General features: G+C 61.3%; 18 protein-coding genes and 2 tRNA genes. 10 read left to right on the top strand and 10 right to left on the bottom strand.

All coding sequences use genetic code 11. The annotated features are described in order from the left end of the window. Window positions 1–6: 6 nt before the first annotated feature. From QMG83_RS10120 to orn, 6 genes are all read right to left on the bottom strand, one after another. Window positions 7–591, bottom strand: coding sequence for a hypothetical protein (locus tag QMG83_RS10120; protein ID WP_283505234.1), 585 nt, complete (start codon window positions 589–591; stop codon window positions 7–9). A 73-nt stretch (window positions 592–664) separates the two neighbouring features. Then, window positions 665–1,024 (bottom strand): metallopeptidase family protein, encoded by a 360-nt coding sequence (locus QMG83_RS10115; RefSeq protein WP_283505233.1) that lies wholly within the window; start codon window positions 1,022–1,024, stop codon window positions 665–667. Further along, complete coding sequence (locus QMG83_RS10110) at window positions 1,011–1,565, bottom strand: DUF2017 domain-containing protein (protein WP_283505232.1); 555 nt, start codon at window positions 1,563–1,565, stop codon at window positions 1,011–1,013. The genes QMG83_RS10115 and QMG83_RS10110 overlap by 14 nt, the downstream gene beginning before the upstream one ends. Next, the gene (gene clpS / locus QMG83_RS10105; protein ID WP_283505231.1) at window positions 1,562–1,852 is read right to left on the bottom strand and encodes an ATP-dependent Clp protease adapter ClpS; all 291 of its coding nucleotides are present in this window, start codon (window positions 1,850–1,852) and stop codon (window positions 1,562–1,564) included. Before clpS ends, QMG83_RS10110 begins: the two co-directional genes overlap by 4 nt. Window positions 1,853–1,906: 54 nt before the next feature. Next, a tRNA-His gene (locus QMG83_RS10100) sits at window positions 1,907–1,982 on the bottom strand. A 74-nt stretch (window positions 1,983–2,056) separates the two neighbouring features. Continuing rightward, window positions 2,057–2,677, bottom strand: coding sequence for an oligoribonuclease (gene orn, locus QMG83_RS10095; protein WP_283505230.1), 621 nt, complete (start codon window positions 2,675–2,677; stop codon window positions 2,057–2,059). A 266-nt stretch (window positions 2,678–2,943) separates the two neighbouring features. Here orn and QMG83_RS10090 point away from each other — a divergent pair, with 266 nt between their 5' ends. From QMG83_RS10090 to QMG83_RS10060, 7 genes are all read left to right on the top strand, one after another. Continuing rightward, window positions 2,944–4,869, top strand: a complete 1,926-nt coding sequence (locus QMG83_RS10090) for a glycosyltransferase family 2 protein (protein WP_283505559.1) — start codon at window positions 2,944–2,946, stop codon at window positions 4,867–4,869. Next, window positions 4,869–5,204, top strand: coding sequence for an STAS domain-containing protein (locus QMG83_RS10085; protein ID WP_283505229.1), 336 nt, complete (start codon window positions 4,869–4,871; stop codon window positions 5,202–5,204). The genes QMG83_RS10090 and QMG83_RS10085 overlap by 1 nt, the downstream gene beginning before the upstream one ends. Next, window positions 5,197–5,613 carry an ATP-binding protein gene (locus QMG83_RS10080; RefSeq protein WP_283505228.1) on the top strand — a complete coding sequence of 139 codons (417 nt, stop codon included), beginning with the start codon at window positions 5,197–5,199 and terminating at the stop codon, window positions 5,611–5,613. The genes QMG83_RS10085 and QMG83_RS10080 overlap by 8 nt, the downstream gene beginning before the upstream one ends. Before the next feature lie 86 nt (window positions 5,614–5,699). Further along, window positions 5,700–6,833 (top strand): PP2C family protein-serine/threonine phosphatase, encoded by a 1,134-nt coding sequence (locus tag QMG83_RS10075; protein ID WP_283505227.1) that lies wholly within the window; start codon window positions 5,700–5,702, stop codon window positions 6,831–6,833. A 40-nt stretch (window positions 6,834–6,873) separates the two neighbouring features. Continuing rightward, on the top strand, window positions 6,874–7,149 hold the full coding sequence (locus QMG83_RS10070; protein WP_283505226.1) for an oligoribonuclease: 276 nt from the start codon (window positions 6,874–6,876) through the stop codon (window positions 7,147–7,149). Further along, window positions 7,118–7,444, top strand: coding sequence for a thioredoxin domain-containing protein (locus QMG83_RS10065; protein ID WP_283505225.1), 327 nt, complete (start codon window positions 7,118–7,120; stop codon window positions 7,442–7,444). Before QMG83_RS10070 ends, QMG83_RS10065 begins: the two co-directional genes overlap by 32 nt. Window positions 7,445–7,482: 38 nt before the next feature. Next, window positions 7,483–7,558: transfer RNA gene (locus QMG83_RS10060), tRNA-Arg, on the top strand. Between the two features lie 40 nt (window positions 7,559–7,598). Here QMG83_RS10060 and QMG83_RS10055 read toward each other — a convergent pair. The 4 genes from QMG83_RS10055 to QMG83_RS10040 all read right to left on the bottom strand — a co-directional run bounded on the left by QMG83_RS10055 (window position 7,599) and on the right by QMG83_RS10040 (window position 10,338). Then, the gene (locus QMG83_RS10055; protein WP_283505224.1) at window positions 7,599–7,907 is read right to left on the bottom strand and encodes a potassium channel family protein; all 309 of its coding nucleotides are present in this window, start codon (window positions 7,905–7,907) and stop codon (window positions 7,599–7,601) included. A 406-nt stretch (window positions 7,908–8,313) separates the two neighbouring features. After that, a complete protein-coding gene (locus QMG83_RS10050) occupies window positions 8,314–8,931 on the bottom strand; it encodes a hypothetical protein (protein WP_283505223.1) in 618 nt (205 codons plus the stop codon). 65 nt (window positions 8,932–8,996) lie between these two features. Then, window positions 8,997–9,254, bottom strand: a complete 258-nt coding sequence (locus tag QMG83_RS10045; RefSeq protein ID WP_283505222.1) for a hypothetical protein — start codon at window positions 9,252–9,254, stop codon at window positions 8,997–8,999. A 76-nt stretch (window positions 9,255–9,330) separates the two neighbouring features. After that, window positions 9,331–10,338, bottom strand: a complete 1,008-nt coding sequence (locus tag QMG83_RS10040; protein WP_283505221.1) for an aldo/keto reductase — start codon at window positions 10,336–10,338, stop codon at window positions 9,331–9,333. Window positions 10,339–10,456: 118 nt separating this feature from the next. Here QMG83_RS10040 and QMG83_RS10035 point away from each other — a divergent pair, with 118 nt between their 5' ends. From QMG83_RS10035 to QMG83_RS10025, 3 genes are all read left to right on the top strand, one after another. After that, window positions 10,457–10,669 (top strand): methyltransferase, encoded by a 213-nt coding sequence (locus tag QMG83_RS10035; RefSeq protein WP_283505220.1) that lies wholly within the window; start codon window positions 10,457–10,459, stop codon window positions 10,667–10,669. Window positions 10,670–10,866: 197 nt separating this feature from the next. After that, window positions 10,867–11,379, top strand: a complete 513-nt coding sequence (locus QMG83_RS10030) for a single-stranded DNA-binding protein (protein ID WP_283505219.1) — start codon at window positions 10,867–10,869, stop codon at window positions 11,377–11,379. Window positions 11,380–11,483: 104 nt separating this feature from the next. Next, complete coding sequence (locus tag QMG83_RS10025) at window positions 11,484–11,984, top strand: DUF6993 domain-containing protein (protein ID WP_283505218.1); 501 nt, start codon at window positions 11,484–11,486, stop codon at window positions 11,982–11,984. Window positions 11,985–12,006 lie beyond the last annotated feature (22 nt).

The raw sequence follows: 12,006 nt of genomic DNA, 5'->3' as shown, positions 1-12,006 counted from the left end.
ACCCGTTTAGCCCTTGGTCCAGGTCTGCGTGATCGAGCTGCCTCGAGGGTGGGTGGTGAGTGTTTCACCGTCGCAGGTAAGTTCGACGCCCACCGAATCGTTGAGGTCAGCATTGAGCACGGAGAACGGAACGGGATCGATCGGCGTGCCGTCGAGGTCGCCGACAGTCTTGATGACGGTACCTGTCGCATCCCAGTCGCGTGGGATGGCGATATTTTCGGTGATGTACGAGGCGCCGGTGGCTTTGCCGACGTGAGTTGTGGTGACAGTTTGCACCTGCTCAGGAGCCGGGGCTGAGGTGATCGTCAGGGTGTAGTCAGAGTCGATCACCACGGCGCCATCGATATCCCAGACCATCACCTGCTTGCCAGCGGTGGTTATTTCGACCCCGAATCCCTGGGCGGCGATGTTGGCTTTTACCGTTTCGGCAAGCTTGGTCATATCAAGATTCCAGGTGTTGCCCTGTGCGCAGGCGGCAAGGCCGGTCAGGGGCACGACGGTGCCCTGAGGCTCAATGAGTGAGCAGCCGCCAAGCCCCACGACGATTGCCGCAGACAGCACGACCGATGTCGCTCGCTGTGTCGAAAACACGGTGCCTCCTGATCAAAACCAACTTCTCGAATCCTACGTTGCCCCGGCGGGCGCCGGGCAAGCTACGCGCCCATCAACCCCAGCCGAGGTCGTGCAACTGGGCGTCGTCGATCCCGTAAAAGTGGGCTATCTCATGCACGAGCGTGACGTGCACCTGCTCTTTCAGCTCGTCGATGCTGGAACAAAGATTGAGTAACGATTCGCGATACAGGATGATTCGATCCGGCAATTCACCGAAACCGTAGTTTCCCCGCTCCGTGAGCGCCACCCCGTCGTAGAGCCCGAGTATGTCGAGCGACCCATCCTCGGGACGATCCTCCGTGACGAAGATCACATTTTCGAGGCCATCGACCATGTCGTCAGGAAGCAGATCGAGCTCGTCTATGACCAGCCTCTCGAACTGCTCAGCGTCGAGCTCATCAGAGTTCACCATTCACCTCGCGGTGCTCGATCGTTTCCAACAGAGTTCCTTGCAGGTAGCCGAGCCAGTCGTACACGTCCAGCATGGCGTCATCGCCGGTGCCCTCATCTCCGTCGTCCTCGATATGCAGCCGTGCCGCGAGGGTGAGCCTGAGGTCGGTAAGTGTCCGGAGCCACGATTGAGCGATGGCGTCGGTCAGTTCGACAGGATCGTTGGTGAGACTTGCCACGACGGCCTCGGCGTTGGCGATCTTACGGTCCACGAGTCCCAGCTCGGTGAGTTGACGATGCTCAGAGGCCGCCGTGTGGTCATTGCGGTATGCATCGGGAAGCAGGCGGGCCAGGGCCGGATCCAGGGGAGCAGAGGCAGAGCCGCCGATGCCCAATTGCGCCAGCAGCGCGGCGGCGGAACCCGCGGGGGAGTCGCTGCGGTCTGTCCTCGCCCTGTCGCCCAGCAATTCGGCGAGCTGGCCGGCGAGCTGGCACAGCATCTCGGACTCGACCTCATGAAGTGTCGCGACGATGACGGTGCCGCGGATCTCGAAGGGTCTCACGAGCCATCCCGCGTCAGCGTTGCCCACAAACCGAAGTCGTGCATGGCCTCGACGTGGCGCTCCATCTCTTCTCTGCCTCCTGAGGCAACAACCGCCCTGCCCTCGTTGTGGACGAGCAGCATCAGCCGTTCCGCCTCGGCGCGAGGGTGGCCAAAGTAGGTGCGGAACACGTAGGAGACGTAGGTCTGCAGGTTGACCGGATCGTTCCACACAATCGTGACCCAGGGTGTGTCGGGCTGCTGTGCCGCATCGAGGTCGGTCTCACGCTCGAGGGTGGGAATCGACATCCAAACCTCCCGGAGAAAAAAGAAACGGCCTGACCTGGGTCAGACCGTTTCCGATGGGGTGAACGACGGGGCTCGAACCCGCGACATCCGGCTCCACAAGCCAGCGCTCTGCCAACTGAGCTACGCCCACCATGCAATGCCCTGCACTATTCGTGCCGAGCAACCTGACAAGTCTAAGGCCTGTCAGGCAAATCAAAAAACCGGCTAGAGACGCTGAGCGAATTCCTGCACGACCTCAGCCGAGATTGCCTGCACCTGGTCAGTAGTTGGCCCGGGCTCCTGCACAAAAACGGCCTTGCGGTAGTAGTCGAGTTCCCGGATCGACTCACGGATGTCGGCAAGCGCCCGGTGCCCGCCGTCTTTGGAGGGAGCGTTGAAGTACACGCGGGGGAACCAGCGACGAGACAACTCCTTGATCGACGAGACGTCGACGCTTCGATAGTGCAGGTGGCTGTCGACGCGCGGCATGTATTTGGCGAGGAAGGCGCGGTCGGTGCCAATCGTGTTTCCCGCAAGCGGAGCACTGCTCGGCAGCGGAACGAACTTCAGGATGTATTCGTTCACGGCATACTCGGCATCTGCGAGGGAAACTCCTTGGCCGATCTCGTTGATAAGCCCGCTCTCGGTGTGCATGTTGCGAACAAACTCGCCCATGTTGTCGAGCGCCGTCTGGTCGGGCTTGATGACAATGGAGAATCCAGGGTCGAGCGGCACGAGATCGTAATTAGTGATCACCACTGCTACCTCCACCAGTTCGTCGACGGTGATGTCGAGCCCGGTCATTTCGCAGTCGATCCAGACCAAAAGGTCAGCGTTGGAAGCCATGGGGCAAGCCTACCTCTGGGCGTCGACGCGCTCGCCTGCCACCGTTGGTGCAGTCTCGAGGGTCAGAAACTGTGCTGCGCAACGCCCCGAAAGGGGTGGAACGACCTGTGCACGAGGGCCGGTAGAGTGTCAAGTGCGTAATAAAAGCGAATACGTTACGCAATTCCGGCGGGGGCCGGAAATACTTCGGGGGGACATTCGTGGCGATCATCGACAGCGTACGTGCTGTGCGCTCGGGCGTGCTTGAGCGCTCGGGCAGATTGCTCATGCTGCGCATTCTCGTGGTCCTGACGATCGCTGCGGGGCTCAACTACATCCTGTGGCGTTGGACGTTCTCGCTGAACTTTGACGCGTGGTGGATCGCGATTCCCCTGGTCGCCGCCGAGACCTACAGCCTGATAGATGTCTCTCTCTTCGGCCTGACCATGTGGCGTGCGCGCACGCGCCCGCAATCGCCAGAAGCACCAGCCGGCCTGACCGTCGACGTGTTCATTACGACATACAACGAGGACATCGAGCTCGTCAGGGGCACCGCAATCGCGGCGCGCGATATCACGTACCCCCACTTGACCTGGATTCTGGACGACGGGGCGCGCGATGAGATGCGGGCGGTGGCTGACGAGATCGGTGTCGGCTACATCACCCGTGGTGAATCGTGGCGCAATCGCCCCAGGCACGCCAAGGCGGGCAATCTCAACAACGCGCTCATGGCCACGGGAGGGGAGTTCATGCTCATCCTCGACGCCGACCAGGTGCCTAGCAAGCACATCCTCGACCGCACACTCGGCCACTTCAATGACGAGCAAGTTGCGCTCGTGCAGACTCCTCAGGAATTTTGGAATGTGCCGGCACATGACCCGCTCGGCAGCCACGCGCCGCTCTTCTACGGGCCGCTGCAGCAGGGCAAGGACGGCTGGAACGCCGCCTTTTTCTGCGGGTCAAATGCCCTGCTTCGCCGTGAGGCACTCATGATGCTCGGCGTGACACGCTATGTGACCGAGCTCGAGCATTCGGTCTCCGTGGCACTCAGGGGTGCGGATCGCGTCATCCGCAAAGCCAGGCGGTCGGCGGATGCCGCACATCCGGCCACGCAGCAGGCTCTCGCCGGAGTGGCGTCCGCGGTCGCGGAAGCGCGAACGGCGATCGCCGGGCGCGCGCCGATCGGAACTGTCACCTACAACCTGCAACGACGCGTCGACATCGCGTCCCGCAGCGTCGTTTCGTACGACCTTGACGAGCTCGCGCGGGACCTCGACGCCATTCGCGAATTGCAGGGTGACGACGACGGGGACTGGGGAGCGTTTAGCGACATCGACGCCGCGGTTCAGTCGCTGGCATCGCGTGATCTCACCCCCCTCGGTGCACTCGAGTCGATTCAGGCACTCATCCGGTCGATCGATGTCGACCGCGACGACGAGGCGCAGCCCCTCATGCCCCTGGCGACGATCTCGGTGACCGAAGACATGGCCACCTCGATGCGTCTCCACGGCCTCGGTTGGAAAAGCATTTACCACCACGAGACTCTCGTGTGGGGGCTCGCGCCCGAAGACCTCGGTACGTCGCTCACCCAGCGTCTGCGCTGGGCGCAGGGCACGATGCAGGTGCTCATTCGCGAGAACCCGCTCGTGCAGAAGGGCCTCTCAATCGCGCAGCGGCTCATGTACTTCAGCACGATGTGGACGTATCTCACCGGCTACGCGGCAATCATCTACTTCGCCGCTCCCGTGATCTTCCTCGTATTCGGAGTGTTGCCCGTGACGACGATGGCTGAAGATTTCTTCTACCATTTCATCCCGTTCCTCGTCATCAACCAGATGCTCTTCTTGTTCTCAAGTCGAGGCATGTCGACGTGGAGGGGCCAGCAGTACAGCCTCGCCCTATTCCCGATCTGGATCGCGGCGACGACGACGGCCGCTGCGAACGTTTTCTTCGGGCGCCCGCTCGGATTCGTGGTCACCTCTAAGACCAAGAACGAGACGGGGAGCCAGTGGCGTCTCGTGCGTTACCAGCTGATAGTCGGAGTTGTCCTCATCATCGCCTCGATTATCGGAATCACGCGGTTGATCACCGGGGATGGTGAGCCTGTCGGCACTATTGTCAATCTCGCGTGGGTGGTCTACGACATCGTCATTCTCAGCGTGATCATCCCGGCGGTTCGCTATCGCGGCTTTGCGGGCAAGGAAGGCAACTAATGGAATACACCCTCTCGGATCACGGGGACGGCGTCGCCGTTCTCAGCGTCGCGGGCCGATTGAACATGGTGACGGCGATGCGTTTCCGCGAGGTTGTCGCGGCGGCGGTAGCTGACGGAAGCACGCGGGTAGCCGTCGACCTGAGTTCAGTGACGTTCCTCGACTCGTCGGGGCTCGGCGCTCTCATTTCTGGGCTGAAGACTGCACGCCAGTCAGGTGGAGACCTGCGGCTGGTGGCACCGACTGAGCAGGTTCAGCTCGTGCTGAAGCTCACCAACATGGATCGTGTTCTCGCCGAATATGCCGACATTGACGCAGCCTTTCCCCGTGGTTGAGGTCACCACGCATCGCATGGATTTGTCGTCGCCGCCCGACGACATAAACACCGTTCAGGACCTGATGCAGGATGTCTGGGCCACTGCGCCGAACGTCGAGATGATTGACCGTTTCAGCTTCGAAACGGCCCTGGTCGAACTTGCGGCGAATGTCATAGCTCACGCCGATGCAGGCCTCGGAATCTCCTGCAGCCTTACCGTGACGATCGCCCCCGACCGCATTGACGCCGAACTCCGTGACTCCGGGCAGCCGGGCGGAGACCTCGACCTCGATAACACCGAGATGCCGGACGGTCTCTGCGAGTCCGGCAGAGGTCTTCCGATCATCCGGGCGTTGGTCGACGAGTTCCATTACGACAGGGTGGGTCTGGTTAATCGCTGGAAAATCTCGAGGAATCTACGTTCATGATCTACGGGCGAGAGACCGCTGGGCGGTCGGGCAGACCGTCGATTCTGGAAGTTATCGACGAGGTATCGCGGAAGCGCGCAGAGGAAATGGACACGGTCGTAGTCGTTGACGACGATCCGCTGACGAGTCGCCTCGATATCGTTTCTCGCTTGATGCAGCAATTTTTCGGCGTGCGCTCAGCTGCGATTTCGATCCTCGAGGGGGAACGCGAATGGGTGAAGGCCAGTTCGGGCGTCGTTCGCACCGAGGTCGCGCGCAAGGATTCCTTCATGGAGATCATCGACGCTAGCGGCGCAGGAACCGTCACTGTGCGCGATACCCAGGCGGATCCCCGTTTCGATGGTCACCCATACGTCTGGGGTGAGCCACACTTACGCTTCTGGGCGGGTCACGCCCTGATGGGTCCTGGCGGGGAACGAGTGGGCGCTGTCGGACTTTTCGACACTCGACCCAGGGTTTTTCTCGAGACTGAGAAATCGCTCCTCGCAGATGTGGCCAGGTGGATTCAGGGTGAGCTCAATGCCAGCCGCGAGCTCGATCGTGCAGCCCAGGTGCAGCGCGGTCTCCTTCCTAAACGACTGTTGAGCCTGCCCGGCTTCGACGTTGCCGGCGATTGTCGTCCGGCACAGGCCGTCGGTGGTGACTTCTTCGACTGGTATCCCGTCGGGGAGGGGGCCGTATTCACGCTCGGCGACGTCATGGGCAAGGGGATCGGTGCCGCGATCATCGCTGCCACGGTCAGAGCGGTTCTCCGGGCCGGTTCGCGCCATGAAGGACTCGCTACATCGGTCGAGAGTGCCGCAGTAATCCTCGACTCCGATTTGGACGAGTCGGGTGTGTTCGTCACGCTTTTCCATTCTCGCCTCGACATGGATACCGGCGTTGTTACCTATGTCGATGCCGGCCACGGTCTTTCGGTGATTGTGCGTCGCGACGGCACCGCAGAGCGGCTTTCCACCAACGACTTTCCGCTCGGCGTCGATTCTGAGGCGCAGTGGAGCGAACACTCCGTCAAGCTCAATGTCGGCGACACCCTGATCCTGCTGAGTGACGGCGTGCTCGACCTCTTCGACGGCTCTCTCGATGCGCTCACCGAGGTTGAGGGCATCGTGCGCAGGTCGCGCACATCCCAGGAGGTCGTGGACAACCTCGTGGCGCTGACCGGTGGCTCCCAGCCCGACGACGTCACAGTCGTGGTCGTTCGGAGCGTTGCGTACTAGTTCGGAGCGAATCGGGAGCGTGGTCTGATAAGACTGAGGGATGACCGACACAGCTCCAGAAATTACCCGCGGCGACGAATACGTCGTGTTCTACACCGGTGGACCCTACGACGGACGCTCCGATACTCGCATCAGCACCGACGGCACGTGGGAGACCGCAATTACGGTGATAGCGGCTTTCGATGGCAAGGAGACCCAGCTGGAATACATCTCACCCGTCGCAAAGCACGTTGGCGAGCAGGTGCAGGTTACGTACACCTGGGACCAGAATGAAAGTGATCCCATTGAAGCCGTCGAAGAGCGCTACGACGCTTAGGAATTCCGGCGACCTCCGCGACGTTCCAGCTACGGTGAATCTTCTCTTCTTTTCCTCGAACTTCTGTGAGCCGTGCATGGTGACGCGCGGTGTCCTCCTTGAGGTAGCGGCGCTCGTTCCTGCTGCAAAAATTGCCGAGCTTGACGTGGTGCGCGATGCGGCCGAGGCCGAGAAGGCTGGCGTCAGAGTCACCCCAACGGTGGTGGTCGTTGCGGACGACGGCACCGAGGTATTCAGGGCTGAGGGCATACCCACCGTGAACCAGGTGCTCGTCGCCCTGGCCAAAGCGGTCTGACGCACCACGTCCACGCGGTATCGTTGTGGACGATTCCCGCCCTCGTAGCTCAGGGGATAGAGCAGGAGCCTTCTAATCTCTTGGTCGCAGGTTCGAATCCTGCCGAGGGCACCATATTCGTGACGATACCGTCGTTCACGAGCCCATCGGAGGGTCAGGAGTCCGAGTCCGGCGTTCTTTCCGGTTGACGTACGAGCTCTATGAACCAGCTTGCGATTGTTGCTGTGATTGTTCCGAGCAAGGCGACGCCGGAGACCATAAGCCCAACCGCGACAAGGCGGCCGACGAGCGTGACGGGAAAATAGTCTCCGTACCCCACTGTGGTGATCGTCGAAAAAGCCCACCAGATCGCATCACCAAAGGTTGTGATGTTCGCGCCGCTCACATTCTGCTCCGCATCGAGCACCGCCGGGCCCGCGACCAGGACAAGAAGTACAGAGGCCGAGACGGCATAAATTGTCACTCGACCACGTAGCGCACTGCCGCCGTTCTGTGCAGGACCGAGATTAGGGTCGCGAGGCGCAGTAGGCGCAGGGCCGAAGCGCGGGCAAAACAACAATGAGTAGGTCGTATAGGTGGGTGACGAACCAGCGACCGCGAGGCTTGGCCAGTGCAAGGCTGACGACGTAGTCGACGGTGAAAATCACCCAAACGGCTGCCATCACAAACTCGAGTGGCGCGCTGGCTGGTCCGGAGATGTTCGCAATAACCGTCTAGGCGTAGGCGCCGAGGAAAATGAGCGCAGCCGCAGCCAGCGGCCATTCTGTGAGGTTTTTCCAGCGTTCGAAAGTCATAAACAGAATCTCGCGCGAGAATTCACTCCGTGACCCGCCTGAGCCGCTTCCGGCGGGCGATGGGCCATGAGCGCGCTATTTGCTGGCTGGCTCCGGGATTACGGCGGTTGCCGAGTTAGTGGATGCAGGCTGCGACGCAGACCATTCGCGCTGCTTGCTGGCAAGCTGCTCCTCTTCGGAGGGAATGGCGGCTGTCTCGTACTTCCACGCTGCGAGATCCTGAGCAAACAGCTTCTTCGCGCGCGCAGGCTTGGACTGCCAGGCAATGAGGCCATCCTGGAAGTCGGAGAGGTCCTGTTCGGCCTGGAAGCTGTAGTTTGTGGAGTTCCTCTTCATCGTCGCGAGCTGGTGAACCGCCCAGTCCGCGGCCAGCGTGGCGCCGAGAACGGGCAGCAGTCGCACTCGAACCTCGGCTTCGGTCGACTGGTGTTCGACGTGATCCTTCTCCGGTGCGGACAAGGTGCTCCAAGTGGCTGCACGACGACCCGCGGCAATGAGGGTAGCAACGGCAGCGGCCTTCTGCTCCCGGTCCTGCTGGGCAAGGAGTCGCTTTATTGCGCCTCGCGCGATCAGCCCGGCAACAACCCCGCCGACCACGATCGCGACGAACGGGATGATTGCGCTCGTCACGACGGTTTGTCCGCCATCCGAGTTGAACCAACGGACAATGTCATTCCACCACTGCTGCACCATGCAGGCACTGTAACCCCGCGCGGGATGCGGATCACGGAAGCCTTGGGCGAGTCGCGGCACCGACCTCAGAACCTGAAGCAATCCAGCGCATCGTCAAGTCCCCAGAACTCGCCAATCGGGAGGAACCTACGCTGACGCTGGAGCATCCTCTTTGCCAAATACCGCGAGCCGGATGGAGTCTGGCTGCGCTCGATGTAGCCGACCACGTCACCGTCTGGCCGCGTCACCCGCCACAAGTCGTTGTGCAGCTGAATTATGGCGATGCCGGCGCGGATGCCAGCAGAGTCGATGTGGTGGGTTCCAACGAAGTCGAGCGTGGTCACAATGTCTCCTCGAATGTGGGCGATCTCTACATTCGAAGATATGTTCTACCGCCGACATTCATACAATCTTGCTACCTCAGCTGGGGGAGCCCGTTCCGTGCACCGCGAACTGGTCGATCGCGGCGATTTCGTCATTGGTGAGTGGTTGCTGGTCGAGCGATGCGAGGTTGTTCTCGAGCTGCCGGACGCTGCTCGCCCCGATCAAAGCAGACGTCACCTGTGGAATACGCAGAACCCAGGACAGCGCGAGTTGCGCAACGCTTTGCCCGCGCTCCTCAGCGATCGCATTCAGCCCGCGAACCCGCTCGAGATACTCATCGGTGATGTTGGAGGCGCCGAGGAAGGGGCTGTTTGCCGCGCGCGAGTCGCTGGGGATTCCACCGAGGTAGCGGTCAGTAAGGAGGCCCTGCGCCAGCGGCGAGAACACGATGCTTCCCATGCCGAGTTCATCGAGAACCGGAAAGAGACCATCTTCGATGTGACGGTCGAACATGTTGTAGCGGGGCTGGTGGATTGTCAGCGGCACGTTGTGAACGGCCAGAGCCGCCTGTGCCGCGCGGGTTTGCTCTGGGCTGTAGTTCGATACGCCGACGTAGAGAGCCTTGCCGGAGTGGACAGCACTGGCCAGCGCACCCATGGTCTCCTCGATGGGAGTCTCCGGGTCCGGCCGGTGTGAGTAGAAGATGTCGAAGTACTCGAGCCCTGTGCGCTTCAGGCTCGCGTCAAGCGACGAGAGAAGGTACTTGCGTGATCCCATGTCCTGATACGGGCCATCCCACATCCGATACCCGGCCTTGCTCGAAATGATGAGCTCATCACGGTACGGCGCGAGATCCTGAGCAAAGATTGTGCCGAAGTTGCTCTCGGCCGATCCGGGAGGAGGGCCATAGTTGTTCGCGATGTCAACATGGGCAATGCCGAGGTCAAACGCCCGACGAATAATCGCTCTCTGGGTGTCGAGCGGGCGGTCGTAGCCGAAGTTGTTCCAGATCCCCAGCGAGATCTTCGGCAGCCTCAGCCCGCTGCGACCCACCCTTGCGTAGTCGATTGATTCGTAACGGTCGTGAGCAGCGTCATAGGGCATGCTTCCACAATAAGGGCCGCCAGCATCGCGATCTTTCGAACCTCCTGTCTTTCGAGTTCTGTTCGGCGTAACGTCAGCTACGTACTCCAAATCTGATGTGTACGAAAGGAGCTCAACGATGAGTGAAAAGACACTGACGGGGCAGACATGGGTGGCTTTCGGGCCGGCCGGGGCGGTTGGCTCGATCCACAGGGTTGAGGACGGTTACACCTTCAAGCTCGTGGCCGATGCCGATTTCAGGGCGTCATATCCCACGCTCGAGATCGCGAAGAGTGCGCTTCATGCCGCTCTTCTGCCCGGAGCAGAATGGCCGGAGTTCCGCGAACACTAACCAATCCTCCTCTCCTCCAGAACGTCCCGGAGCGCCGGCTTTCCCCACATGGGAAATGCCGGCGTTTCTGCGTTCGCATCGCGACAACACTGGGCTCATCGAGGCCCGGGGCGGCTTCCCGGCACGAGTGCCGACCCCGGGCTTCGGTTCCGGCATGGACGACCTTCCATGCCGAGTCCCTTGCAGATGGAGCGAACATGACTGACAACATCACACTGGCCGGCCTCGTGGCCACAGTCCCCAGGCACATCGTGACCAATGAGGGCCTCACGATTTCGTCGTTCCGGCTCGCATCCGCCCAGCGCCGGTTTGACCGGGCGCAGGAACGGTGGATCGATGTCGACACGAACTGGTACACGATCACCGCGTTTCGTCAACTCGGCGAGAACTGTTCGTCATCGATCAAAAAGGGCGACAGGGTCGTTGTGTCAGGGCGGCTCAAGATTCGCGAGTGGCAGAACGGGGAGCGCACGGGAACCACGGTTGACATCGAGGCGGAGTCGATAGGCCATGACCTGTCGTGGGGCACGTCGGTGTTCTCGCGCACCATCTCGTCCAGCCGCGCCACCCAGGACGCCGCGATGCCTGCCGGAAGCGACGGTACGCCGGCCGAATCCTGGGCTGCGGCCACCTCGAACAGCGTCGACAATTCGGGTGATGTTGACGCCCCAATTCCGGATGAGGCAGAGGAGCTGCCGGTGCCTTTCTGACACTCCTCCCTCGCCAGCGACCGTATACTCGCCCTGATCGATTGCGCGGGTTTGTGCCCCCAAGAGATCCACACACATTGATCAGGCTGGGGGAGCGTTCAACGATGGGCATTGTTGCGCGATCCCTGGCTCTGACAGCGGCGGCCCTCGCTCTGACACTGGGTCTGAGTGCCTGCGTTGGAGCCACGCCAGCACCCGAGGTGACGAAGACTCCGACTGCTACCGCGGTACCCGACGACAACCCAACGCCGACGCCGGCCCCACCAGCGGAACCGGTGTTCGTGCCGGGTGGCACTGCAGAAGAGAACAAACCGATCTTTGACCTGGCAAATCAGAACTACTTCACTCAGGTCGGCAGCGTCATCCCTGAGGGCAGGGGCGTCATCGACAACCTGGTGAGCGTGGGGTTCGATAAAGCGGCGATGCAAATCACTCCGGACCGGACCGCGATTAATCTCCCGGTCGATTCCCTGATTTTTTCAGTGCTTCTGGGTGAAGAATGCTTGGTCGGACAGTACAGCGCGTCGGGTTACAGCACGATACTCGCCCCCAAGCTCACCACCGGCTCCTGCCTGATCGGGCGCACGCGCACGATCGACTGGTAGAAGTCGGGCCCGACTGCGTTCC

Origin of the sequence: Salinibacterium sp. G-O1 (assembly GCF_030063305.1) — a bacterium.
Lineage (GTDB): Bacteria > Actinomycetota > Actinomycetes > Actinomycetales > Microbacteriaceae > Rhodoglobus.
Note: the sequence above shows the minus strand (reverse complement) of the source record. Positions and strands in the feature narration are given on the sequence as shown.